Below are 25,279 nucleotides of genomic sequence, written 5' to 3'. Positions count from 1 at the left end.
GGCTGTCCGAAACGTCTAATCCCTCCGCCGGTACAAACCGGATCAGGTTCAGCGGGTTGGCAGTCTTGCCTCTCAGCCGGTCCGCGAAGATCGCGTCCGGCACCCCGTTAGAGCGTTGCGACACATAGGCCCGGCCGAAGTGCTGCGCAAGCGGAAGTTTGCCGGACATCCAAAGCCCAGCCTTCCGTTTCGTCTGCCGTTTCATCTTCCGTTTCCGGGGCAGGGCTGGTAAGGGCCACGAGATATGAGCACATTCACCATCCTGCTTGGCGGCGATCTCATCCGCACGCCGCTGCTCGACCGCCAGGTCGAAGGCTCGCGCGTCATCGCCGCCGACGCCGGCATCGGTCATGCCCGCATGCTGGGCCTGAGGCCGGAACTCTGGGTCGGCGATTTCGATTCCGTGCCTGCCGAGTTGCCGGAGGATCTGGCCGCCGTGCCACGGCAGGTATTTCCTGCCGAAAAAGACAAGACCGACGGTGAACTCGCTATCGCCGCCGCGCTCGAACGCGGTGCGACAAGCCTTGTGCTCGCAGGCGCCTTCGGCGGCAAACGTACCGACCACATCTTCCTGCATCTGGCGCTGAGCGTCCGGCTGGCGGAAGGCGGAACGGAAGTGCTTTTGACCAGCGGCGCACAGGAAGGCATTCCTTTGCTGCCTGGAAAGACTGGCTTCGACTATGCCGACGGCACGCTGTTTTCGGTGCTCGGCTTTTCGGATCTCGCCGGCCTGACAGTCACCGGCGCCAAATGGCCGCTCGACCATGTCGAGGTTGCGTTCGGCTCGTCGCTGACCATTTCCAACGAGGTCAGGGGCCGGCTGGAAATCGCGCTGGCCGGCGGCCGGGCGCTGCTGCTCGCGCATCCCTACCCTCTTCCGGAAAGCTGAGCCCAGAAAGCTGATATGGCGCCGCCGCTTCTCAATCTCGACGGGATAAAGCTGACCTTTGGCGGCACGCCGTTGCTCGACGGTGCCGCCCTGACGGCCTCGGCTGGCGACAAGATCGCCCTGGTCGGCCGCAACGGCTCTGGTAAATCGACGCTCCTCAAGATCGCCGCCGGGCTGATCGAACCGCAGGATGGCGAAGTCTTCCGCCAGCCGTCGGCGACCGTGCGCTACTTGCCGCAAATGCCCGACATGGACGGTTTTGCGACCGTCCGCGCCTATGTCGAGGCGGGGCTCGGGCCCGCCGACGATCCCTACCGCGCCACCTATCTGATGGAGCATCTCGGCCTGACCGGCGAGGAACGGCCGAACGACCTTTCCGGCGGCGAGGCGCGGCGCGCCGCCCTCGCCCGCGTCATGGCGCCGGAGCCCGACATTCTCCTCCTCGATGAGCCGACCAATCATCTTGACCTTTCGGTCATCGAATGGCTGGAGGAGGAGCTTGCCCGCACCTCCTCGGCACTGGTCGTCATCTCGCATGACCGCCGTTTTCTCGAGCGCGTGTCACGCGCCACAATCTGGCTCGACCGCGGCCAGACCCGCCGTCTCGACAAGGGCTTTGGCTATTTCGAGGAATGGCGCGACACGGTGCTGGAGGAGGAAGAGCGCGAGCAGCACAAGCTCGGTCGCCAGATCGTGCGCGAGGAGCACTGGCTGCGCTATGGCGTGACAGCGCGGCGCAAGCGCAACATGCGCCGGCTCGGTGAGTTGCAGACCATGCGCCAGCGCTTTCGTGGTCATCGCGGCGCCGAGGGTGCGGCGACGATGACAGCCAGCGACGCCGCCGAATCCGGCAAGCTGGTGATCGAAGCCAAGAACATCGAGAAGACCTTTGGCGATCTGACCGTGGTCAAGGGATTCTCGACCCGAATCCAGCGCGGCGATCGCGTCGGTCTGGTCGGGCCGAACGGCGCCGGCAAGACGACGCTGTTGAAGATGCTGACCGGCGAATTGAAGCCGGACGCGGGCACGGTGCGGCTCGGCACAAATCTGGAGATCGCCACGCTCGACCAGAAGCGCGAAGCCGTCGACCCGCAGGAGACATTGGCGCAGTATCTCACCGACGGGCGCGGCGAGAACCTCGTCATCAATGGCGAGCAGCGCCACGTCGTCTCTTACATGAAAGACTTCCTGTTCAAGCCGGAACAGGCGCGCACGCCGGTGCGCGAGCTTTCGGGCGGCGAGCGGGCGCGGCTGATCCTCGCCCGCGTTTTGGCGCGGCCGGCAAACCTGCTTGTGCTCGACGAGCCGACCAACGACCTCGACATGGAGACGCTGGAGCTGCTGCAGGAATTGGTCGCCGGCTTTGCCGGCACGGTGATCCTGGTCAGCCACGATCGCGATTTCCTCGACCGCACCGTGACCAGCATCATCGCGCCGGATGGTGACGGCCGCTGGATCGAATATGCCGGCGGCTATTCCGACATGCTGGCGCAGCGCGGCGGCACCAGGCTGGACGACCGCAAGGCGCGACCAAAGGCCGAGACGGGCGACGCGACGGCGGCAAGCAGGAACGAAGCGGCCGCAATGAAGGGCCCGGCCAAGAAACTGTCGTTCAAGCAGAAATTCGCGCTGGAAACCTTACCCAAGAAGATCGAGGCGGTGTCGGCCTCGATCTCGCGGCTGGAGAACAACATCGCCGATCCGGCCTATTACGAGCGCGATCCGGCCTCGTTCCAGAAGACGATTGCCGCGCTCGACAAGGAGCGCGTCACACTGGCAGCGCTCGAGGAGGAATGGCTGGAACTGGAAATGCTGCGCGAGGAGATGGAGGGGTAATTCGCGAGTTCAAGCACCTTGTCATTGCGACTAGAGAGGAATGCGCATATGTTATGCGCATACTGTGGAGGTGATCATGCGCAAGATAGCTGTGAATGCGGTTCGCCAGCCGGCAAATCTGTCGATCGACTCAAAGCTCATGAAGGAAGCCAAGGGGCTCGATGTGAATGTCTCGCGCGCCGCTGAAGCCGGCATCGCCGAGGCCGTGGCCGCCGAAAAGACGCGGCTGTGGAAGCTTGAGAACCGCGCGACGATAGATGCGTGGAACGAATATGTCGAAAAACACGGTATTCCGCTGGCAGAACATCGGCAATTCTGATGGCCCGCTACGACGTCTTCGCGGGTAGCATCGAAGGCGGCTATCTCCTCGACGTCCAGGCCGATCTGCTAGACCATTTCAAGACCCGGGTGGTCGTCCCGCTTCTGCCGGCTGCGATGGCGCCATCACCAATGCGAAAGCTCCATCCGATTTTCGAGATCAATGGTCGGAAATTGGTCATGGCCACCCATTTGATCGCCACGGTTGCGGCGACGGAACTGGGCGAGAGCCGACTGAATCTGACGAGGCATCACGACGAGATCGTGGCCGCGCTCGATATGCTGTTCCAGGGCTTCTGAACTGCTGGGGAGCTTCGGGGTGGCGGACCGTCTTCACCCCGCCGTCTTAGTCTGCCAGGCCTTAAGCGCCTCGTCGAACACCTTCTCGCCTGGAATGCCCTTTTCCATGGTGAGCAGCGCCCGCCGCCCGGTCTTGTAGACGACCGGCACGTCGATCCAGTCCTGACCTCTGAGCAAGGTCAGATTGGCGTCTTCATCCGCCTTGGTATCGTTGAGCGCAACCAGGAAGAAACCGTCGGCGATCTTGGCCGGGATGCCGATCAGCGGGCTTCCGGCATCCTGCTCGGAGCCCTTCATGGCGACACGCAGGATGTTGTCGACGCCGCCGCCCTCGAAGCCGTCAGGCGTCAGGAAGATCATCTCGATAATATGGCTGGCCGGCAGCGTCTGGTCGGTGTTGCGACGGATCGTCATGCGCAACTGGATATCCTTGCCTGGAATGGTCGCCTCGGCGCGGATCGCCGGCTCGGGCGGCAGGTCGCCGCCGGGCGATTCCTGCACCAGCGACCAGACGATATTGCCGGGCTCGGCCGAGCCTTGAGCGGTGCTGGTGCGCTCCTCGTAGAAGATCGCCTTCTGGCCGACGGCCAACGTGGCTTGCGGCGGAACTGCCGTTGGTGCCGCTGCCGGTGCTGGCGGCGGGGCGGCCGCTGCAGGCGCTGCTGCCCCGTTGGCGGGCGGCGTTGCGGGAGTTGGTGCAGCGGACCCATCGACTGCTGGAGCATTGGCCGTGGCTTGCGTGTCGGCGGGTGCGGCCGGAGCCGGCGCGGCCGGTGCCGGGGTGGTCGGCGCTTGTGCGGCCGATGGCGGCGTGGTCAGTGCGGCGACGGATTCGCCTTCGCCGATGCCCGCCTGCCCGGCCGCGGGGCCGGGATCGACTTCGTGGCCCTCGGGCGTCAGGCGCTGCGTGAACTTCGCGCCCTCGCCGGAATCCGTCGGAGGCGCGGCGGCCGGTACGGCCGCATCGGCCACCGGCTTGGCCGGGGCTGGTTTTACCAGCGGTTCGGTGGCGACGGCTGTGGTCGAGTCGAGGCCGAGCATGCTGCCGAACGCATCCTTGTTCAGCCAGATGCCATAGCCACCACCGGCAATGACGAGCAAAGCAATGGCGGCGGCGATCACACCGCCATAGCTGCGCCTGCGCTCCGCAGGATAGAGCCGCTGGAACCTGTCCTCCGCGGGGCCGCCGTCGTTGGAAAAGTCGTCGCCCGGAAAAACGCCGTCTTGGCCGTCAGCCGTCGGAAGTTCCATATCGGACGGCGGCGGACCAGCGCGCTCCTGAGAAAGAGCGACGGGCTGCGGCTTTTGCCAGTTCGGCGCCGCCTTGGCGGGCGTGGGCTGCCAGGCCGGCCCAGTCTTTGCTGGCTCCGTCTTTGCCGGCTCGGTCTTGGCCGGCTGCCATGCCGGCTCCGTCTTTGCCGGCTGTCGGATATGGCTGGACTGGTTCTTGTTGCGGTCGATGGAGGAGAAGATGTCCTCCAGTTCCGCCAGCGGGTCGGGTGGCGGCGCAGGCTTGGCATAGTCCCGCTCGACTTTGGCGATGGCGTCTTCCAGTGCACGCATCTGCCGGTCGACATCGGAAGGCGTCATCGTGGCCTTCTCTGCGAGTTGTTTCGCGATTGACGAACGGGCCCTGTCATAGACCCTGGCGCGCACTTCCGCCGACGGCTCACCGAGTTTATCGAGCGCCTTTTTCAGAATAGGAACAAAATCTACCATACGTCAGTCGACCTGCATTTGTTTCTGGGCCGGCCCCCGCAAATCAGCCGCAATGCCCGGAAAGGCTGAGAAACTAGTCTTGAAACGGATCGGTCACAAGTATCGTGTCGTCCCGCTCAGGGCTGGTGGAAAGGAGTGCGACCGGCGCGCCGATCAGCTCCTCGATGTAGCGGACGTACTTCACCGCCTGGGCCGGCAGGTCGTTCCAGCTGCGCGCGCCGGCAGTGGTGCCTTTCCACCCCTCCAGCGTCTCGTAGACCGGTTCGACGCGGGCCTGCGCACCCTGGCTGGCCGGCAGGTAATCGATCGCCTCGCCGTCGAGTCGGTAGCCGGTACAGACCTTGATCTCGTCCAGCCCATCGAGCACATCGAGCTTGGTCAGCGCAATGCCCTTGATGCCGTTGACGGCGACGGCCTGGCGGACCAGCACGGCATCGAACCAGCCGCAGCGGCGCTTACGGCCGGTGACGACGCCGAATTCATGGCCGCGCGTGCCCAGGAACTCGCCGATCTCGTTCTTCTGTTCGGTTGGAAACGGGCCTTCGCCGACGCGCGTCGTATAGGCCTTGGTGATGCCGAGCACATAGCCGATGGCGCCCGGGCCGACACCGGAGCCTGCGGCGGCCTGACCGGCAACCGTATTGGACGAGGTGACGAACGGATAGGTGCCGTGATCGATGTCGAGCAACGTGCCTTGCGCGCCCTCGAACAGGATGCGCTCGCCGGCGCGGCGCTTGTCGTCGAGGATTTTCCAGACGCGGTCCATATAGGGCAGGATCTCGTCGGCCACCGAGATCAGCTCGCTCATGATCGCCTCGTGCGTGACCTCGGCATGGCCGAGCCCGCGCCGCAGCGCATTGTGGTGCGTCAGCAGCCTGTCGACCTTCAAGGGCAGCGTTTCCAAATCCGCCAAATCCATCACCCTGACCGCGCGCCGGCCCACCTTGTCTTCATAGGCGGGACCGATGCCGCGACGGGTCGTGCCGATCTTCGTTCCGGAATTGGAAGCGGCGTCCTCGCGAAATCCGTCCAGCTCCCGGTGCAAGGACAGGATAAGCGCGGTGTTTTCGGCTATTTTCAGGCGGTCTGGCGTCACCTCGACGCCCTGCGCCTTCAATTTCGCAACCTCCGCGACGAAAGCGTGCGGATCGAAGACGACGCCATTGCCGATGATGGACAGCTTGCCTTGCCGCACCACGCCGGACGGCAGCAGCGACAGCTTGTAGACCTTGCCGTCGACGACCAGCGTATGGCCGGCATTGTGGCCGCCCTGGAAGCGCACGACAACATCGGCGCGCTCCGACAGCCAGTCTACGATCTTGCCTTTGCCCTCATCGCCCCATTGCGAGCCGACGACCACCACATTGGCCATATTTCTTTTCCCTTGAGACGCCGCACGAGCAGCTTGAAACAGTTCGAAACGACAGGCCTCTATCGCATCGGCCCCCAAAATCGGAATCGATTTTCGGAAAGCACGACGCGAGGATTAAAGCCTTCCGACGCGTACTTTGTAGCGTCCAATTGCACGCACGTCGTTCTATAGCGTCAAGACCCGGCGAGCGCGACCACTCTTTGCCGCCCAAAACGCTCCGAGGCACAACAATTTTCGCCTTTGACATCATTTACTTGGGCTGGCGGTCGCAATAGGCCCACACCGACCGTCAAATTCCCTCTGCCTGGCCGGGAGTTCACGATGCATCGAGCCGCCTATCTGTTCCTGCTGTTCACCACCTTGCTGTGGGGCGGCAACTCCGTGGCGGGAAAGCTGGCGGTCGGTCATATCTCGCCGATGACGCTGGTCTTCCTGCGTTGGCTGCTGGCGGTTCTGATTCTGCTGCCGATCGGCTGGGGAACGCTACGCCAAGACTGGCCGGTGGTGCGCAGGCATTGGTTGCTGCTTGGCGGGCTCGGCGCTTGCGGCTTCGCCTTCTTCAACACGATCTTCTACACGGCGCTCAACTACACGACGGCGATCAACGTCTCGATCGAGCAGGCGGCGATACCGATCGTGATCATCATCGCCAATTTCCTGCTGTTTCGCCTGCGGGTGAACCGGGTGCAGATCGCTGGCGTCGTGCTGACCATCATTGGCGTCGCGGTGACGGCGAGCCATGGCGACCTGCGCCAGCTTCTCAAGCTGGATCTCAACTTTGGCGACGCGATCATGCTGGTCGCCGTGCTTTGCTACTCCTTCTATTCGGTGGGGTTGCGGCTGAAGCCGATAATCCGCTGGCAGAGCCTGATGCTGGCGCTGTCGGTTGCCGCACTCGTCACATCGCTGCCTTTCTTCCTGTGGGAGATTGCCGCCGGCAAAGTCATCGTCCCCGATGCCCGCGGCTGGGCGGTCGCGTTCTATACCGCCATCGGTGCTTCGGTCATCTCGCAAATCTTCTACATCAGGGGCAACGAGCTGATCGGCGCCAACCGCGCCGGCCTGTTCATCAATCTGGTGCCGATCTTCGGTACGCTGCTATCGGTGCTGATTGTCGGCGAGACATTCCAGCTCTATCAGGCGCTGGCTCTCGCGCTGGTGCTCGGTGGCATCAGCCTCGCGGAATACAGCGGACGGAAGATGGCGGCATCCGCTGCTGAATGAAGTCGCTTGCCGCGACGTTCCACCGCCCCGCGTGCTGCTGCACACGGGGCGACCGAATTTCAGGCTATCCCAACATCGAAATGCAGCCGCTTGGCGGAGTCGATCGACTTGTGCGAGCGTACCTGCGCCAACACGTTTTCCGGGAATGGCGCATCGAGATAGAGCAATGCGATGGCATCGCCGCCCGGCCGGTTGCGGCCGAGCTGGAAGTTGGCGATGTTGACGCCGTTCTCGCCGCACACCGTGCCGAGCAGACCGATGATGCCGGGCGCGTCGGCATTGGTCGTGTAGAGCATGTGCTGGCCGACCTCGGCGTCGAGATTGATGCCCTTGATCTGGATGAAGCGCGGCTTGCCGTCCGAAAAACAGGTGCCGGCGATCGAGCGCGTCCTGTGCTCGGTCTTGACCGTCAGCTTGATATAGCCGTCGAACACGCCCGACTTGTCGCGCTTGACCTCGGCGACGATGATGCCGCGCTCCTTCACCATGATCGGCGCCGACACCATGTTGACGTCGGAGACCTGCGGCCGGATCAGCCCGGCAAGGGTGGCACTGATCAGCGCGCGCGTGTTCATCGTCGCGGTCGAGCCGTCGAACAGTATCTCGACCTCCTTGATCGGATCCTCGGTGACCTGTCCGACAAAGGCGCCGAGCACTTCGGCAAGCTTGACGAAAGGTTTCAGCCGCGGCGCCTCTTCGGCGGTGATCGACGGCATGTTGATGGCGTTGGAAACGGCGCCCTTGATCAAATAGTCGGACATCTGCTCGGCGACATGCAGGGCGACATTCTCCTGCGCTTCGGTGGTCGACGCGCCGAGATGCGGCGTCGCCACGACATTCTCCATGCCGAACAGTGCGTTGTTGTCCGCCGGTTCGACCTCGAACACGTCGATGCCGGCGCCGGCCACCTTGCCGCTCTTCAGCGCCGCGATCAGGTCGGCCTCGACGATCAGCCCGCCACGGGCGCAGTTGATGATACGCACGCCGGTCTTCATCTTGGCGATCGCCGCGGCGTCGATGATGTTGCGCGTCTTGTCGGTAAGCGGCGTGTGCAGCGTGATGAAATCGGCGCGGGCGAACAGCTCGTCGAGCTCGACCTTTTCGACGCCGAGCTCCTCGGCGCGGCTGTCCGACAGGAATGGATCGAAGGCGATGACGTGCATCTTCAGGCCGACGCCGCGCGTAGCGACGATCGAACCGATATTGCCGCAGCCGATGATGCCCAGCGTCTTGCCGGTGATCTCGACACCCATGAAGCGGTTCTTTTCCCATTTGCCGGCATGCGTCGAGGCGTTGGCCTCCGGTATCTGGCGGGCCAGCGCGAAGATCATGGCGACGGCATGCTCGGCGGTGGTGATCGAATTGCCGAAGGGCGTGTTCATCACGATGATGCCCTTGCGGCTCGCCGCCGGTATGTCGACATTGTCGACGCCGATGCCGGCGCGGCCCACGACCTTCAGCCTGGTCGCGGCATTGATCAGCTTCTCCGTGACCTTTGTCGCCGAGCGGATGGCCAGCCCATCATACTGGCCGATCACTTCGAGCAGTTTTTCCTTGTCCTTGCCGAGATCCGGCAAATAGTCGACCTCGATGCCGCGATCCCTGAAGATCTGCACGGCGGTGGTGGAAAGTTTGTCTGAGACGAGAACGCGGGGCATTGGCTTGGTCCTTTGCGATTGGCGTCCCTCCCCCTTGAGGGGAGGGTCGGCGCGAAGCGCCGGGCTGGGGTCGTTGCGGCCGGATGCGGCCAAATCTTTTTCTTTCTGGATGGCGGATCGTTGAACGGGTGGAGGCGACCACCCGGCCCTTCGGGCCACCCTCCCCTCGAGGGGGAGGGAGTCAGGCCGCCGCTTTGAGCGACGCCTTTTGCGCGGCAAAGGCCCAGTCGAGCCAGGGCAGCAGCGCTTCGAGATCGGAGGTCTCGACTGTCGCCCCGCACCAGATGCGCAGGCCGGGCGGTGCATCGCGGTAGGCACCAATGTCGTAGGCGACGCCTTCCTTGTCGAGCGCCGAGACAATTGCCTTGGCGAATGCAGCCTGTCCGTCGGCGTCGAGTGCAGCGACCTCCGGATCGGTGAAGGAAAGGCAGACCGACGTGTTCGAACGCGTCGCCGGGTCTACGGCAAGATGGCCGAGCCAGGAAGATTTCCGGACAAAGCGATCGAGAACGGCGGCATTGGCATCCGCTCTGGTGACCAGCGCGTCGAGGCCGCCGATCGACTTCGCCCAACGCAGCGCGTCGAGATAGTCCTCGACGCACAGCATCGACGGCGTGTTGATAGTCTCGCCCTTGAAGATGCCTTCGATCAGCTTGCCGCCCGAGATGAGGCGGAAGATTTTCGGCAACGGCCAGGCTGGCTTGTAGCTTTCCAGGCGTTCGACGGCGCGCGGGCTGAGGATCAGCATGCCGTGCGCGCCCTCACCGCCCAGCACCTTCTGCCAGGAGAAGGTGACGACGTCGAGTTTCTGAAAATCGAGCTGTTGCGCAAAGGCCGCCGAAGTCGCGTCGCAGATGGTCAGGCCCTTGCGGGTGGCCGGGATGAAATCGCCGTTCGGCACGCGCACACCCGACGTCGTGCCGTTCCAGGTGAAGACCACGTCGCGGTCGAAGTCGATTTTGGTCAGGTCCGGCAGTGCGCCGTAGTCCGCCTCTAACCTGCGAACATCGGCGAGCCTCAGCTGCTTGACCACATCGGTGACCCAGCCGGAGCCGAAGCTCTCCCAGGCGACCATGTCGACGCCGCGTTCGCCGAGCAGCGACCATAGCGCCATTTCGACCGCGCCGGTATCCGAGGCCGGCACGATGCCGATGCGGTAGTCCGCCGGAACCTGGAGGATTTCCCGGGTCAGCTCGATCGCTTGTTCGAGCTTGGTCTTGCCGATCTTGGCGCGGTGCGAGCGCCCGAGCGCGGCATTTTTGAGCGCCTCGACCGACCAGCCGGGGCGTTTTGCACAGGGACCTGAGGAAAAATTGGGATTTGCCGGACGGAATCCGGGCTTGGTATGCGTGGTCATCGTGGTCTATCCTTCCAGATAGTGGCCCCTCGTTGGGGAGGGGTGGCCCACGGATGGCGATATGCGTTCAGGCTTTCGGCGTCAAGGGGAAAGTTTTTGTCGCTGTCGGGATATTGCCGGGGGCGAAACGCAAACAGCGGGCCTGCGACCCACCATTGTCAACGCCTCGGCTTCGATCGAGCCTACCACAGATCGTAGCGTAGTCCGACTTTGACTTGATGATTGTTGATCCCTTTGCGGATCGGAAAAGAAGTCAGACTCTCGGCAGTCACATATTCGGCGTCTGGCGCGGAAAAATACTGATAGCCCAGATCGACCGAGACGTTCTTGGACACTTGGTACGCAAGCCCGGCATTCAGCGTGTAGGCGAAGGAGTACTGGGTCTTGTTGTCATGCCGGACGAAATCGTCGGTGGGGTCGGCGTTGTCGGTGAAGTAGCTCGCCGACAGGCGACGCTTGCTCTGCAGGATACCGACACCGGCGCCGAGATAAGGTGTGATTCCGACATAGGTGCCAAGGTCGACATAGCCGTTGAGTATGCCTGAGAAGGCATAGTTCTTCAGGGTCGCCGATGCCACGGTCGTTCCGTCGTTATAGCCGACGTCGATCTTGTTGCCGGGAAGATAGCCGACATTGAGATCGGCGCGCAGATAGTCGTTGAAATGGTAGCCGAAGCCGATGCTGGCGAAGATGGGATCTTCCTTTTCGTCGAAGCTCGCGGGTGTAAAGGCGAAATGCTCATCCTTGAAGCTCTTCTGCACCAGATAGGAGACATCGCCGCGCAGATACCATCCCGAGCCAACCTCGACCGGTACATAGTCGGGCGCCTGGTCGACATAGACCGGCGGTTCGTAATCGGCGCCAAGCGCCGGCGTCAGCGGCACCAGGACGACTGCTGCAAGCGCCAGTGCTATAGGCGATTTGAATGTCATGGTCCTCGGCTCCCGAACTTGGCGCATTCGCGATCGCGCGCGCCGTTTCAGACAGCATTGTTAACCATAGTGGTTAAGTGCGGGTTAAGGATAACAAGGCGTTAGCAATTGATTTGATCCGTTTTCGCTCCTCGAGCCGGACGGTGTTACAGGGCAACGCAGCATCTTTAGGCAGCCAAACGAAACTGCCCGGCATCAGCCGGGCGGTCGACGAATTCCTCGATTTCGAAGCGACTACTTCGTGTAGACGGGCTCGGGTTCCGGGACGTAAGGCTCCGGCGGCGCACAGTCCGACCTGCCGAACTGGTAGCGCAGGCCGCCGCGCACTTCGTGAACGTTGATACCTTTGTCATAGCCGGGGCCGACATTGGGGAGGGAGGCATAGTCGAACATCTTACCGCCGTTGATGTGGCTGAAGCGGTAGCCGACATCTAGTTTGACGCGGTCAGTCAAGCAGTAGGATGCGCCCGCCATGGCAGCATAGGCAAACCGCCAGCCCTTGCCACCGGCATGATCAAATGAACCGTCGCTGTCCACGTTGTGCAGTTCATCCCACTTGACCCAGGCACCGCCGATGCCGGCGCCGACGTAAGGCGTGATCCCATGCCAGGTGCCGATATCGACATAGGCGTTGGCCAAGAGCAGCAGCGCCGAATAGGACGAGGTATCGACGGACGTGCAAGGCGTTTGCTGTGGGCCGCAGAAGCCGTTGGTCGAGCCGCGGAATTTGGACTTGCTCATCCAGTCCAGGGTGAGATCGGTGCGGAAATGCTCGTCGATCTGGTAACCAACACCGCCGCCGGCCGAGAAGGCGCCATCCAGCTTGCCTGTATCGAACTTGCCGGGATTCTGGGGCGCCACACCGTAGGTGATGTAGTCGCCACCACGAAACCTCGACCAGTGATAGTCGATGTCGCCGCGGATATACCAGCCGCCGAATTCGGCCGGCTGCTCATAGGCAACCGGTGGCGGTGCCTCCTCGACGACGGGCGGCTCGACGAAATCGGCGGCGAATGCCGGTCCGACGCCGGCAAACAGCGCGGCCAGAAGAGCCATTCTAGCTGTGTTGAACATGCTTATCACCCCTGAGAACCCTCGAACGGCGAACGCGCCCGAAATGTGATTGACCTCAGTTGTGGATAATGAATCGGAAAGGTTAAAAGGCGTTTAACCGTATTGATTAACCACGAATCTCTAAAAGTCGAGCAATCTGGCGGCCGTTGCTGCAGGCGGAGCTGGCCGCGACCCAATAAAAAAGCCCGCCGGCAAGGCGGGCTTTTGAACCGATGTTGGAGGGAGATCAGGCGGCGCTGCGCGTTTCCGAAATGACCTCGACGATGTCGTTGACCACGGACTCGACAAGCTGCGGGTCGTCGCCCTCCGCCATGACGCGGATGAGCGGCTCCGTGCCGGATGGCCGGATGACCAGGCGCCCGGCCTTGCCGAGGCGATTGCGCGCATCTTCGATCGCCGCCTTGACCGGCGCCTCCTCCAGCGGCTTGCCGCCGGAAATATGCACATTCTTCAAAAGCTGCGGCACCGGCTCGAATTTCTTCGACAGTTCGCTGACCGGTCGGTTATGCCGCTTGATGCAGGCGAGCACTTGGAGCGCCGAGACGAGGCCGTCGCCGGTGGTCGAGAAATCGGACAGCACGATGTGGCCCGACTGTTCGCCGCCGACATTGAGTCCATGGGCACGCATGTGCTCGACGACATAGCGGTCACCGACCTTGGTGCGATGCAACTGCAGGTTCATGTCGCCGAGGAAGCGTTCGAGGCCGAGATTGGACATCACCGTCGAGACGACGCCGCCGCCGGCCAGCCGTCCGCTCTGCTGCCAGGATTCGGCGATCAGCGCCATGATCTGGTCGCCATCGACGATCGCTCCGTTCTCGTCGACAATGACGACACGGTCGGCATCGCCGTCGAGCGCAATGCCGATATCGGCGCGCACCTCGTGCACCTTCTTTTGCAGACCGGCCGGATGAGTCGAGCCGCATTCCTTGTTGATGTTGAAGCCGTTCGGCTCGACATTGATGGCAACGACCTCGGCGCCGAGTTCCCACAGCGCGTCGGGCGCCACCTTGTAGGCGGCGCCATTGGCGCAATCGACGACGATGCGCAGGCCCGACAGCGACATCGAGCGCGGCAGCGTGCGCTTGGCGAATTCGATATAGCGGTCATGCACGCCGTCGACGCGTTTGGCGCGGCCGAGCCCATCGGAATCGGCGAGCGCCAGTTCGATATCCTTGTCGAGCATCCCCTCGATACGCTCCTCGATCTCATCGGACAGCTTGTAGCCATCGGGGCCGAACAGCTTGATGCCGTTGTCGTAATAGGGGTTGTGCGAGGCAGAGATCATCACGCCGATATCGGCGCGCAGCGAGCGCACCAGCATGGCAACAGCCGGCGTCGGGATCGGGCCGAGCAGGAAGACATCCATGCCGGCGGCGCACAGGCCGGACACCATGGCGTTCTCGATCATGTAGCCGGAAAGCCTGGTATCCTTGCCGAGCACGACGCGGTGGCGGTGGCTGCCGCGCTGGAACGAGAGGCCGGCGGCCATGCCGACCCGCATGGCGACCTCCGCCGTCATTGGAAACTTGTTGGCGCGCCCACGAATGCCGTCCGTACCGAAATAATGTCCTGCCATGTTCGCCAGCTTCCCGATGGTTCTTTCCGAGCATCTCATGCCATAAAATGGCCCAAGCCCCGTCATCACATTGTATGATTATGGACGACCAATCCTTAGAAAATTGTTGTTTTGTGTGTTTTACGTCACGCTAGTGTGTTGATTTTCAAGTTCCGAGCCCTTGTTGCGGCAGCAGCATCAGAAACGTCAACTCAAACCTCATCTGGATCCTTTTGGCTGTGGCAGTGTGGCCTTGAACCCGAATCCGCATCGTGCTGCTCCAGACAGCGGTGGCTCAGGTCCGCCGCAGCCGCCGATTTGACTGGCTGTCATTCGACGCAGTGTCCTCGCTGGGAACCAGCCATAGGCGCGCGCTCCGTGCAATGCACCCGGACGAACTTGGCGGGGAGACGGTCCCGGCAACGAATTCATCACCTTAAAGAAAAGAATGCACTTCTAAATTTGTCTCTACGCTACTTAGCATCTGGCGCAACCAGCCGTTGAGCGCTATTGCTGCACTGGGACATATCATGAACCGCCGCAGGGAGAAAACGCATGCTCATCCACCGACTTGCCACTTTGACGGGTCTTGCCGTCGCGACCTTATTCCTGGCGGCGCCTGCCAGCGCGCTGACCATGGCCGAGTGCAGCACCAAGTATAATGCGGCCAAGGACGCGGGAACGCTTGGCGGGCAGAACTGGAACCAGTTCCGCAAGGCCCAATGCGGCACCGATGCTTCCGCCGCTGCAACCGAACCCGCGCCAGCCAAAGCCACGGCCAAGGCCGCCGACACGACCAAGGCAGCCGCCGCCGACGATGCGGCGCCGGGCCTGACGGCGAAGGAGTGCAGCACCAAATACCAGGCCGCCAAGGCTGCCGGCACGCTCAACGGCATGAAGTGGAACGACTTCCGCAAGACCCAGTGCGCCGCCGGCGCGACGGCAGCCGCACAACCCGCCGCCACGACCAAAGCAGCGGCGGCCAGCAGCGATGACGCAGCGCCTGGGCTGACGGCCAAGGAGTGCAGCACCAAATACCAGGCCGCCAAGGCTGCCGGCACGCTCAACGGCATGAAATGGAACGACTTCCGCAAGAGTGAATGCGCCGCCGGCGCAAGTGCAGCTGCACAACCCGCCGCGGCACCTGCCAAGGCGACGACAGCCGCCGCGACCGATACCGGCAAAGGCCTCAGCATGGCGGATTGCAGCGCCAAATATCAGGCTGCCAAGGCCGGCAACACGCTGAATGGCATGAAGTGGAACGACTTCCGCAAGAGCCAATGCGGCGCCGGCGCAGCCGACGACGACACCCTGCCGGCTCCCGATGCCAAATACACCGGTGATCCGCAACCGCCGACCATCACCGCCCCCCAGGGCGTGAAATTCCCGACGGCGATCTCCAAGAAGTATGCAACCGAGACCCCGGCCAAGGGCCGCATGCACACCTGTCTCGACCTCTACTACGCCAACAAGGACGCCAACACGCTGGGCGGCCTCAGGTGGATCCAGAAGGGCGGCGGCTTCTACAGCCTCTGCAACGCCAAGCTGAAGAGCTGACCGGCGCCACCATCCGACGACATGAGCCCGCGAGCCGCAAGGTTCGCGGGCTTTTTGTTGCTGCCGAACAAGTGAGAGGGCCTTCCGAGGTCGAACCAACTGTCAGATCGTGTTTCTTGGCTCTGTCCGGCCGACATCGATCTCGGCACCACCGGAACTCTCATAGCCAGAAGCAGAAAACCCGCCTCGGCGGGCGGGTCATTCAGCGCCAATTGGCACCACACCCAAATTGATAGCATAGCTGCCGGCACAAAGCAAGAACAAAATGTGGCGCCGCCGGCAAAAAATGCGAGCTTCATTCTCCGGCGCGCTTTGTCGATCTTCCCGAAGTAGTCAACGAGGCCGATAGAAGGCTCCATTCCTTCGCGCCTCTCTCTGTCCTGCCGGACATCCCCCCGCGAGGCGGGAGATTGGCCGTCATCGTCACTTTCGCCAATTTCCTGCGATGCAGGAAGGGTCGCATTCCCCAAGAGAAAACGCCGCGGTTAGAGCCGCGGCGTTTCGAAGTCGATCTGTGCCGGGCCGGAGCCTAGCTTGACGGCTGAGGTTCCATGCCGCCTTCGGGCTCGGGGCCTTTCTTGCGGCGGCCGGACTTCGGCACGGCCGAGCCGCGGCTCGGCGGCGTGTCGTCGCCAAGGTCGCGCGCGGGCTTATTGCCGGCGATCAGCTGCTTGATCTCCTCGCCGGACAGCGTCTCGTATTCGAGCAGGCCCTGCGCCAGCGCGATCCATTCCTTCTTTTTCTTGGTCAGGATAGACCTTGCCGTCGAATAGGCCTCGTCGATCAGCCGGCGCACTTCGGCGTCGATGATTTGCGCCGTCTCTTCCGAGATGTTCTGCGTGCGCGCCACCGAATGGCCGAGGAACACCTCCTCCTGGTTGTCGCCATAGGCGACATGGCCGAGCTTGTCGGAGAAGCCCCAGCGCGTCACCATGGCACGCGCCAGCTTGGTCGCCTGCTCGATATCGGAGGAGGCGCCGGAGGTGATGTTCTCCTTGCCGAACTTGAACTCCTCGGCGACACGGCCGCCCATCATGATGGCGAGGCGCGAGATCATGTATTTGTAGCTCATCGAATAGCGGTCGCCTTCCGGCAGCTGCATGACCATGCCGAGTGCCCGGCCGCGCGGAATGATGGTCGCCTTGTGCAGCGGATCGGCCGACGGCACGTTGAGCGCCAGGATGGCATGACCAGCCTCGTGATAGGCGGTCAGTTCCTTCTCGGCCTGTGTCATCGCCGACGAGCGGCGCTCGGCGCCCATCATGATCTTGTCCTTGGCGTCCTCGAATTCGGCCATGGTGACGAGGCGCTTGTTGCGCCGCGCCGCCATCAGGGCGGACTCGTTGACCAGGTTCATCAGATCGGCGCCGGAAAAGCCCGGCGTGCCGCGCGCGATCACCTTGAGGTCGACATTGGGCGCCAGCGGCACGTTGCGCACATGCACCTTCAGGATCTTCTCGCGGCCGACTATGTCGGGGTTCGGCACCACCACCTGGCGGTCGAAGCGGCCCGGCCTCAGCAGCGCCGGATCGAGCACGTCTGGCCGGTTGGTGGCGGCGATCAGGATGATGCTTTCGTTGGATTCGAAGCCATCCATCTCGACCAGCAACTGGTTCAGCGTCTGCTCGCGTTCATCATTGCCGCCGCCCAGGCCGGCGCCGCGATGGCGGCCGACCGCGTCGATTTCGTCGATGAAGATGATGCAAGGCGCGTTCTTCTTGGCCTGGTCGAACATGTCGCGGACGCGGCTTGCGCCGACGCCGACGAACATCTCGACGAAGTCCGAGCCCGAAATGGTGAAGAACGGCACGTTGGCTTCACCCGCGACCGAGCGGGCGAGCAGCGTCTTGCCGGTTCCGGGAGGACCGACGAGCAGCACACCGCGCGGGATCTTGCCGCCGAGCCGCTGGAATTTCTGCGGGTCGCGCAGGAACTCGACGATCTCTTCCAGATCTTCCTTGGCTTCGTCGACGCCGGCGACGTCCTGGAAGGTGACGCGGCCATGTGCTTCGGTCAAAAGCTTGGCCTTCGACTTGCCGAAGCCCATGGCGCGGCCGGAACCGGACTGCATCTGGCGCATGAAGAATATCCAGACGCCGAGGATGAGGATCATCGGCAGCCAGGAGATCAGGGTGCCGAACAGCGAATTGGAGCCGTCGGATTCAGGACGCGCATTGATGGTGACGTTCTTGTCCTGCAGGCGCGAAACCAGTGACGGGTCCCCAGGCGAATAGGTCTGGAAGCCGTTGGAACTGTCCGTGTAATTGCCGGAGATACGGGCGCCGGCGATGGTCACCGACTTGATCCGTCCCGCCGCGACTTCCTGCAGGAACTGCGAATAGGGAACATCGCTCGAGGCTCCACGCGTCTGCGGCGTCTGGAAAAGATTGAAGAGAGCGATGAGCAGGACCGCTATGATCGCCCAGAGCGCGAGGTTGCGATAATTCGGATTCATCAATTGTCCCGTTGGCGCCCGCTGGGCGGACACGCGTCGTGAGAGGAAACTTGGCCCTAACATAGGGAGAGCGTCTCCCATTGCCAAGCATAACAGCAGGTCTCGGTTAAGCTTTCGCCCGTGGTAGGCCGGCATTGTGGCCGCCGAACGGCACGGCTGGAACGGGCGCCGCGCCAAGCAACGCGGCGACGGCATCGGCCGGCGCCAGATCGAAGGACGGCAGGAAACGGGCGAAGGGCGCGACTGCCGGATATGCGGCGACAGCCGCCGGCATCGGGCCTTCCCCGGGCAAACCCCGGCCTTCCCCGAGCAAACCGAGGCATTCGCCGTCCCGCCAGAGCGCCGGCTCGGCGGCCAAGGCGGCACGCACAAGGCTTGCCGGCGTGCCATGCCCGGCAATTGCCCGCTTTGCGGCAAGAGCCGCCCCGAGCGGGGCTATCAACAGCGGCGCGATCATCAACAATGCACCGGGACTGTCGCCCAATGTGATCCGTCTGCGGCCGTCCCACAGGGCATTGCCGGAAACCGCAACAGCGGGCGGCAGATCGCGCAATTCGCGGTGCAGAAAGATGCCGGTACGCCGGGCATCGACCACGGTCCGCGACAATGTGGCACAAAGCGGCCCGGTGCGGAACCGGCCGAAAAGGGCTTCGCTGCGGGCCTGGTCGGGAAGGAAGGCGGTGCCGCCGGTCGCCGCCAGCAGGATGCGCAGCGCATAAATGGCCGACCGGCTGTCGGCGGCCGTCGCAAAATCCCGATCGAGCCGGACGAGGCCGGCGGCCGGCCTGGAGGCCAAGCTGCGGATCAGCATGGCCGCGCGATGTCCCAGCTGCTCACGCTCGACCGCCGCCTTTCTGGCCAGCGCCATAGCTTCAGCCATGCGAGGCGCATCGTCGCCTTCAACAAGTGCTGCGCGGACGCGCGGCCGCTCGAAAGCGGTGTCGGCATTGGTCGGATCTTCGATCCAGGCAACCTGTTCACGCCGCAGGAATTCGCGCAGCTCAGCACGCCTTACGCCGAGCAGCGGCCGCACGATCCAGTGCCGCCACTCGTAGAGGGTTGCCGGCGCCATGCCGGCAAGGCCCCGCGCTTCGTCGCGCGGCCTTTCCTCACCTGGCCCGTCGTCACGTGCTTGCCGCATCAGCACGGTCTCGGCCTGGTCGTCGGCGGTGTGGCCGGTCAGGATCAGGCCGATGCCTGCCGCTTCGGCGGCCTCGGCGAGCAGCCGGTAGCGCGCCTCGCGCGCGGCGGCGGGCAGGCCGGTCGATGGTTTGTGCCCCGACCAGGCGAGGATGCGATGGGCAATGCCGCGCGCCGCGCACAGCCTGGCCACGGCTTGCGCTTCCGCTGCCGCTTGCGGCCGCAATTGATGATCGATCGTTACCGCCAGCAATTTCGTTGCCGGGGCGTTACGATCGAGATGGGCTTTGAGGAGGAGGAGAAGGGCGGTCGAGTCGCTGCCGCCGGACACGGCCGCAACAGCGCCGTTGGAAAAGTCGATCCGCGAAAAATCCGAAAGGTCAGGCTCGCTGTCGAGCGTCATGCATGTCGCCCAAGCGTGGGCCTGGTTTTGCGGCAACGACACGCAACGGAAAAACTAGCACGCCGCGAGTGCCCTTTCCTGCTTGACCCGCTCCTTGAGCGCGCCGGAAATATCGGGGTAGCGCTTGCCGATCTCGCTGAAAGTGGCACAGGCCACGTCGCGCTGCTTCAGCCCGACCAGTGAAACGCCGAGCTTCAGCAGCATGTCTGGCGCCTTCTTGGCCTTGGGATAGTCCTTGCTGGCAGCGAGGAAAGTCTCGGCCGCATCGCGGTATTTCTGCTGGCCGAGCAGCGATTCACCAAGCCAGTAATGCGCGTCCGCTGCTTTGGCGTCCTTGGGAAAACGGGCGATATGGTCGCGGAAGCCCTGTTCGGCGGTGCTGTAGTCGCCCGACAGGATGAACTGGTAAGAGTTGCGGTAAAGCTCCTCCGGATCGTTGGTCGACGGGAGTGCCGCAACCACCGTATCGTCGGATTTACCGGCCTTGTTGCCGGCTGCGCTGGCGCCGTTGGCTGGGGCCGTATTCTGCTGCGGCGCATTCGCTTGCGCATTGCCATCGGCTTCGACGACATTGCCGTTTTTGTCGACGGTGATGGTGCCGAACGTCTTGGGCGGCGCGCCGGGGATCAGCTTGCCGGGATCGCCGTTGGGCGATTCGACGATGACGTCCTCGACGCTCTTGTCGCCGTCTGCCGCCTTGCCCGCATCGGCCGGAGCCGGCGTCCCCGGCGCCTCCGCCACGTTACTGTCGCCGTTGGGGCTGTCGCTGCTGGGCGCGGCCTCGGACTTCTTCTGCTCGGCCGGCTGCTGCGCGCCTTGCGGACCGCCTTCCAGCTGCTGGAAGCGGAATTCGTTGTCTTCCTGCTGCTTGCGGATCTGCTCCTGCATCTGCAGGACCTGGAAATTGAGTTCCTCGATCTTGCCATTCATCTGCCGGAGCTGTTCCTCCAGCGCCGGAGTGCCGGTACCATCCTGTTGCGCGAATTGAACCTGATCCGGCTTTTTCTTTTCGCCGAAAATGCCGGGCAGTTTGATCGTCGGCAGGTGGAAGGAAAAACCGCTTTCCGATGACTGCCCGGTGCCGTTTGCCCCGTCAGCAAGTGCCGCGATACTTGATACGAGCAGCAGCGCAAGCGTGCCGCTCAAGACCGATCTGAAATGCATGTGCCTCTCGCCGTGAAACCGTTAGCCTGTTGCGCGCCCTTTCCAACCGAAGTTGCCAGGCGCCCTCGGCTCTTAACAGGACGTGAGACTTCGGCCAAATTTTGTTTGGAGCGGGCAGATATGAAAAAGGCGGCCTTTTGGCCGCCTTTCGCACCAAGTGTTGCATTTATGCCGATCAAGAACCGGCGCCGCCCAGCGTGGTTACGGCGCGGCGGTTCTGCGACCAGCAGGAGATGTCGTCGCAAACCGCGACCGGACGCTCCTTGCCGTAGGAAATGGTCTTCAGGCGCTGCGCCGAAACACCCTTGGCGACCAGGAAGTCGCGTGTGGCGGCAGCACGGCGGGCGCCGAGCGCCAGATTGTATTCGCGCGTGCCGCGCTCGTCGGCATGGCCTTCGATGACGATGGCATACTGCTTGTACTGGTTCAGCCACTGCGCCTGGCGCGACAGCGTCGTCTGCGCATCGGCGCGGATCGAGGACGAATCGGTGTCGAAGAAGATGCGGTCGCCGATGTTGACGGTAAAGTCCTGGGCCGATCCGGGCGTTGCCGCGCCGGCGCCGTTGAGGCCGAGATCGGCGGCGCTGTTCGGCGTCTTCTTCGAGGCGCAACCGGTGATCGCGAGCATCGCGACCAGCGCGATCATGACCGGGTTTGTGGTAAGTGCTGCGATACGGCCCATGCCGCCTCTCCTTCGCAATTCGAGTGATTTCATTGATCGTCCAGTAACCACGTTTGGGTTAACCGACGCTCAAGAAACACGGTTAAAATTTGGTTTCGGCTGCCGTCCGCAACCGTTCTGCCGAGGGGCGACAATGAGCGCGGACCGTAGGCGGAAATGCGGCCAAAACATGAAAAAGAGGGAATTGAGGAAACTGAAGAACTGAGGAATTGAGGAAAGAGATCACCTCAGCTTCTCTATGAGATTGACCAGCATTCCGTAGATGCGGGCATAGGATTGCAACCAATCGTCGCGTTGCGCCTGTGTGATGTACTCGAGGTCGAACGCATACGAAATCCAGGTCTCCACCTCACTGTATGATCCTATGGCCATCGAAATGAAGCGTGCGAATTCGGGCTTGGAGTGAGTCTGTTTGGCAAAGCCTTCGGCGAAATTGGCGCAGATCGCCTTGCTGGAACGACGTAGTTGATCGGCGAGCGCGTATTGCTCCATTTTCGGAAAAGCAAGCGTGGCTCTGTGTACCCCAAGGGAAACCGCATAGGCACGCTTATAGACTTCTAAATCCCTCGCGTGCTCGATGTAGACCCCTGCCTTCTCCATTCTTCAGTTCTTCAACTCGTCAACTCGTCAGTTCTTCAATTCCTCAGTTCTTCTTCCATCACTCCAGCAGCGGCGACCAGGCCGGATCCGAGGCGAAGTTCGCCGTCGGGATCGACTGTTCGTTGCGGCCGGTGAGATCGACCGAAACAAGTTTTGGTCCACCATTGGAATCGCGGAAGAACATCAGCACCCGGCCGTTGGGCGCCCAGGTCGGCCCTTCCTGCTGAAAGCCGGTGGACAGGATGCGCTCACCCGAACCGTCGGTGCGCATGACGCCGATCTGGAATTCGCCGCCGGTCTGCTTGGTGAAGGCGATGAGATCGCCGCGCGGCGACCACACCGGCGTCGAATAGACGCCGTCGCCAAACGAGATGCGGGTCTGGCCCGAGCCGTCGGCGCCCATCACATAGATCTGCGCGCGGCCGCCGCGATCCGAGGTGAACACCACCTTGCTGCCGTCAGGCGAGTAGGACGGTGAGGTGTCGATGGCGGTCGAATTGGTGAGCCTGGTCGTCGAGCGGCTTCTCAGATCCATGGCGAAGATGTTGGAATTGCCGTCATCGCGCAGCAGGCTCATGATCACCTTCTGGCCGTCCGGCGAAAAGCGCGGCGCAAACGTCATGCCGGGGAAATTGCCGACCAGCTCGCGCTGCCCCGTCTCGATCTGCAGCAGGTACACCCGCGGCTGACCGCTTTCATAGGACATGTAGGTGATTTCCTGCCGGTTCGGCGAGAAGCGCGGCGTCAGCACGATCGATTTGCCGTTCGAGAGATAGCGGACGTTGGCGCCGTCCTGGTCCATGATGGCTAGCCGCTTCTTGCGCGCATTCTTGGCACCGGACTCGTCGATGAAGACGACGCGCGTGTCGAAATAACCCTTCTCGCCGGTCAGCCGCTCGTAGATCGCATCGGCGATGATATGGGCGACGCGCCTGGTATTGGCGTCGTTGGCGAAGAACTGCTCGCCCGACATCTGCTGGCCGGCAAACGTGTCCCACAACCGATACTGGGCGCGAATGCGGCCGTCAGCCTCCTTGCCGACACTGCCGGTGACCAGCGCCTGCGCATTGATCACCTTCCAGTCTTCGAAGCGCGGCGTGGCATCCGGGTTCGAGATCTTTTCGATGAAAGCGCTTTTGTCGATCGGCGCGAACAGGCCGGAGCGTTTCAGGTCGGCACTGACGATGCCAGAAATCTCGGCGCCGAGCGCATCGCCGCCCTGGAAGTCCGTGATGGCGATCGGCAACGGCTCGACATTGCCCTTATTGACGTTGAGCTCAACGAGCGCCCGCGCCGGCAGGGTGACAGCAACGGTCATACCCAGCGCCATCGCTGCGATCGTCAGGAGCGGCTTGAGGATGGATTTCATGTCTTCTCGCTTCTTTCGCTGATTCTGTGAGCGCCAGGCCTAAAGACCGAGCATCTCCCTGGGGTCAAAAGTGACCCGAACGTCGGACCAGATGTCTTGCTTGCCCGCCGGAACCTGCAAGCCGGCCACATCGCATTTCTGAACCGCGCGCACTGCACTTTCGTCAAACGGGCGGTTTCCGCTCGACTTTTCAACGCTCGGCCGGCCATCCAGCTTGCCGGAGGCGTCCAGATTAAACCGGACCACGACGACGAAATTCTCCGAACCCTCGAGCCCTGCCGGAAGCGTCCAGCAACCACCAAGCTGGGCCTCCAATGCCCCCTGCTCCGATTTCGAAAGCTTCTGGCCCTGATCCTTCTCGCCGCCGAGCGATGCCTGCTGGGTCGAGCGCTTGGCGCCGCCGCCGGACGGCTTCCGCTTGTCAAGCAGAGCCGAAATCTCGTCGGCGTTGAATTGCTTGTCGTCCGATTTCGGCCTGGATGAGGCTTCCTTGACCGGCTTGTCGGCGTCCTTGCGCTCCGGTGCCTTCGCGCTCTCGGCCTGGGCCGGCTGCGGCTTTGGCCGAGCCTCGGGTGCCGGCGCCGAGTCGGGAAGCTGCGCCTCCTCGGTTGGCGGTTGCTTGGCAATCGCCTCGGCGACGGCATCCGGCTTGACCTCGGGCTGCGGATCGATCGCGGCAGTCTTGTCCTGCGGCGGCGTGGGCGTCGGCTCCTTGGCCGGCGTCGGCTTGGGCTCGGTCTGCTTGACAGGTTCGGGCTTGACCTCTTCCTTCGGCTGCGGCACCGGCGCCACCTCCGTAGCAGGAATAGGCTTCGGCTCTTCCTTCGGCTTCGGCACGTCCTCGGGCTTGGGCTTTTCGACCGGCGTCGGCGCGGGTGGTGGAGCCGCCGTCATGTCGACTGGCTGGGGCTTGGGCTCAGGTGTCGGCGGCTTGTCGGTGTCGACGCTGTTATCGCCGACTTTCTGGGCATCGGGAACGATGTCGGGACGCTGCGTCGGTACCGGCGCCGGCTTGTCGTGCATTACAGCTTTCTTGTCGCCTTGCAGGACCTGTGCCGTCGCTTCCATCGGCACGATCTCGACCGACACCGATTCCGCATCGGACGCAGGCATCGCGGGCGGCGAGGACAACGTGAACAGCCCGAAGGCGATCGCCACCGTATGCAAGATCACCGATGTAGTGAGGCCGGTCCTCATCTTGCGTCTACTGATCCTGTTCCTGCAGTGAAACCAGGCCGATATTCTTGTAGCCAGCAGCCGAGATGCGGGCCATCACCTTCATGGCAGTGCCATAGTCGGTGGACTTGTCACCCCTGATGAAAATGCGCTCGTCATAGCCGGTCTTCGAGATCGCCTGCAGCTTTGCCACCAGCTCCTCGATCGGGATCTCGGTTTCCTGGAGGTAGATCTGACCGGCCGAGTTGATGGACACGGTTATAGGCTGCGTATCGGCGTTCATCGCTTTGGCCTGGGTATCCGGCAGGTCGATCGGCACGCCGACCGTCAGCAACGGCGCCGCGACCATGAAGATGATCAGCAGCACCAGCATCACGTCGACCATCGGCGTGACGTTGATCTCCGATATCAAGGCGTGATGGCGGCCGCGCCGCCTGTGGCCGCGCCCGCCGCGTCCTCCGCCACCCGCGCTTACGGACATTCCCATGATCGTCCC

General features: G+C 62.9%; 21 protein-coding genes and 1 riboswitch. Of the genes, 6 read left to right on the top strand and 15 right to left on the bottom strand.

Annotated features, from left to right (window positions below):
- Nucleotides 1–2 precede the first annotated feature (2 nt).
- Nucleotides 3–117: riboswitch (TPP riboswitch) on the bottom strand.
- Nucleotides 118–244: 127 nt separating this feature from the next.
- The 4 genes from NKH30_RS07870 to NKH30_RS07855 all read left to right on the top strand — a co-directional run bounded on the left by NKH30_RS07870 (nucleotide 245) and on the right by NKH30_RS07855 (nucleotide 3,343).
- Nucleotides 245–889, top strand: coding sequence for a thiamine diphosphokinase (locus NKH30_RS07870; protein WP_352994798.1), 645 nt, complete (start codon nucleotides 245–247; stop codon nucleotides 887–889).
- Between the two features lie 15 nt (nucleotides 890–904).
- Nucleotides 905–2,725 carry an ABC-F family ATP-binding cassette domain-containing protein gene (locus tag NKH30_RS07865; protein ID WP_352994795.1) on the top strand — a complete coding sequence of 607 codons (1,821 nt, stop codon included), beginning with the start codon at nucleotides 905–907 and terminating at the stop codon, nucleotides 2,723–2,725.
- A gap of 76 nt (nucleotides 2,726–2,801) precedes the next feature.
- Nucleotides 2,802–3,044, top strand: a complete 243-nt coding sequence (locus tag NKH30_RS07860; RefSeq protein WP_254816484.1) for a type II toxin-antitoxin system CcdA family antitoxin — start codon at nucleotides 2,802–2,804, stop codon at nucleotides 3,042–3,044.
- Nucleotides 3,044–3,343, top strand: a complete 300-nt coding sequence (locus NKH30_RS07855) for a CcdB family protein (protein WP_352450813.1) — start codon at nucleotides 3,044–3,046, stop codon at nucleotides 3,341–3,343. The genes NKH30_RS07860 and NKH30_RS07855 overlap by 1 nt, the downstream gene beginning before the upstream one ends.
- 33 nt (nucleotides 3,344–3,376) lie before the next feature.
- Here NKH30_RS07855 and NKH30_RS07850 read toward each other — a convergent pair whose 3' ends face one another.
- A complete protein-coding gene (locus NKH30_RS07850) occupies nucleotides 3,377–5,062 on the bottom strand; it encodes a hypothetical protein (RefSeq protein WP_352768323.1) in 1,686 nt (561 codons plus the stop codon).
- Between the two features lie 73 nt (nucleotides 5,063–5,135).
- On the bottom strand, nucleotides 5,136–6,434 hold the full coding sequence (locus tag NKH30_RS07845; protein ID WP_023680654.1) for an adenylosuccinate synthase: 1,299 nt from the start codon (nucleotides 6,432–6,434) through the stop codon (nucleotides 5,136–5,138).
- Nucleotides 6,435–6,755: 321 nt separating this feature from the next.
- Here NKH30_RS07845 and NKH30_RS07840 point away from each other — a divergent pair, with 321 nt between their 5' ends.
- Nucleotides 6,756–7,658, top strand: a complete 903-nt coding sequence (locus NKH30_RS07840; protein WP_352613407.1) for a DMT family transporter — start codon at nucleotides 6,756–6,758, stop codon at nucleotides 7,656–7,658.
- 59 nt (nucleotides 7,659–7,717) lie between these two features.
- Here NKH30_RS07840 and serA read toward each other — a convergent pair whose 3' ends face one another.
- The 5 genes from serA to glmM all read right to left on the bottom strand — a co-directional run bounded on the left by serA (nucleotide 7,718) and on the right by glmM (nucleotide 14,258).
- On the bottom strand, nucleotides 7,718–9,316 hold the full coding sequence (gene serA, locus NKH30_RS07835; protein WP_352450817.1) for a phosphoglycerate dehydrogenase: 1,599 nt from the start codon (nucleotides 9,314–9,316) through the stop codon (nucleotides 7,718–7,720).
- Between the two features lie 181 nt (nucleotides 9,317–9,497).
- Complete coding sequence (locus NKH30_RS07830) at nucleotides 9,498–10,673, bottom strand: phosphoserine transaminase (protein WP_352768327.1); 1,176 nt, start codon at nucleotides 10,671–10,673, stop codon at nucleotides 9,498–9,500.
- Nucleotides 10,674–10,855: 182 nt separating this feature from the next.
- A complete protein-coding gene (locus NKH30_RS07825; protein ID WP_352768330.1) occupies nucleotides 10,856–11,605 on the bottom strand; it encodes an outer membrane protein in 750 nt (249 codons plus the stop codon).
- Between the two features lie 234 nt (nucleotides 11,606–11,839).
- Entirely contained in the window at nucleotides 11,840–12,679 is an 840-nt protein-coding gene (locus tag NKH30_RS07820) for an outer membrane protein (RefSeq protein WP_352471192.1), read from the bottom strand.
- A gap of 226 nt (nucleotides 12,680–12,905) precedes the next feature.
- Nucleotides 12,906–14,258 carry a phosphoglucosamine mutase gene (gene glmM / locus NKH30_RS07815; protein WP_352471193.1) on the bottom strand — a complete coding sequence of 451 codons (1,353 nt, stop codon included), beginning with the start codon at nucleotides 14,256–14,258 and terminating at the stop codon, nucleotides 12,906–12,908.
- Nucleotides 14,259–15,131: 873 nt separating this feature from the next.
- On the opposite strand from glmM, the gene NKH30_RS07810 reads away from it, so the two are divergent.
- On the top strand, nucleotides 15,132–15,794 hold the full coding sequence (locus tag NKH30_RS07810; protein ID WP_502898803.1) for a hypothetical protein: 663 nt from the start codon (nucleotides 15,132–15,134) through the stop codon (nucleotides 15,792–15,794).
- Between the two features lie 529 nt (nucleotides 15,795–16,323).
- Here NKH30_RS07810 and ftsH read toward each other — a convergent pair.
- The 8 genes from ftsH to tolR form a co-directional block, all read right to left on the bottom strand.
- Complete coding sequence (gene ftsH, locus NKH30_RS07805; protein WP_023677989.1) at nucleotides 16,324–18,249, bottom strand: ATP-dependent zinc metalloprotease FtsH; 1,926 nt, start codon at nucleotides 18,247–18,249, stop codon at nucleotides 16,324–16,326.
- A 106-nt stretch (nucleotides 18,250–18,355) separates the two neighbouring features.
- Nucleotides 18,356–19,792: a tRNA lysidine(34) synthetase TilS gene (gene tilS / locus NKH30_RS07800; protein WP_352768340.1), complete on the bottom strand. Its 1,437-nt coding sequence runs from the start codon at nucleotides 19,790–19,792 to the stop codon at nucleotides 18,356–18,358.
- 54 nt (nucleotides 19,793–19,846) lie between these two features.
- A complete protein-coding gene (ybgF, locus tag NKH30_RS07795; RefSeq protein WP_352589950.1) occupies nucleotides 19,847–20,956 on the bottom strand; it encodes a tol-pal system protein YbgF in 1,110 nt (369 codons plus the stop codon).
- A 175-nt stretch (nucleotides 20,957–21,131) separates the two neighbouring features.
- A complete protein-coding gene (gene pal, locus NKH30_RS07790; protein WP_023677992.1) occupies nucleotides 21,132–21,638 on the bottom strand; it encodes a peptidoglycan-associated lipoprotein Pal in 507 nt (168 codons plus the stop codon).
- 222 nt (nucleotides 21,639–21,860) lie between these two features.
- The gene (locus NKH30_RS07785; protein WP_352768345.1) at nucleotides 21,861–22,238 is read right to left on the bottom strand and encodes a four helix bundle protein; all 378 of its coding nucleotides are present in this window, start codon (nucleotides 22,236–22,238) and stop codon (nucleotides 21,861–21,863) included.
- 58 nt (nucleotides 22,239–22,296) lie between these two features.
- Complete coding sequence (gene tolB / locus NKH30_RS07780) at nucleotides 22,297–23,568, bottom strand: Tol-Pal system beta propeller repeat protein TolB (protein ID WP_245274748.1); 1,272 nt, start codon at nucleotides 23,566–23,568, stop codon at nucleotides 22,297–22,299.
- Between the two features lie 78 nt (nucleotides 23,569–23,646).
- The gene (gene tolA, locus NKH30_RS07775) at nucleotides 23,647–24,804 is read right to left on the bottom strand and encodes a cell envelope integrity protein TolA (RefSeq protein ID WP_352768348.1); all 1,158 of its coding nucleotides are present in this window, start codon (nucleotides 24,802–24,804) and stop codon (nucleotides 23,647–23,649) included.
- Between the two features lie 7 nt (nucleotides 24,805–24,811).
- Nucleotides 24,812–25,270 carry a protein TolR gene (tolR, locus tag NKH30_RS07770; protein WP_352522864.1) on the bottom strand — a complete coding sequence of 153 codons (459 nt, stop codon included), beginning with the start codon at nucleotides 25,268–25,270 and terminating at the stop codon, nucleotides 24,812–24,814.
- Between the last annotated feature and the right edge of the window lie 9 nt (nucleotides 25,271–25,279).

Source organism: Mesorhizobium sp. M1273, from assembly GCF_040318195.1.
Lineage (GTDB): Bacteria > Pseudomonadota > Alphaproteobacteria > Rhizobiales > Rhizobiaceae > Mesorhizobium.
This window is presented reverse-complemented; position numbering and strand designations above follow the sequence as displayed.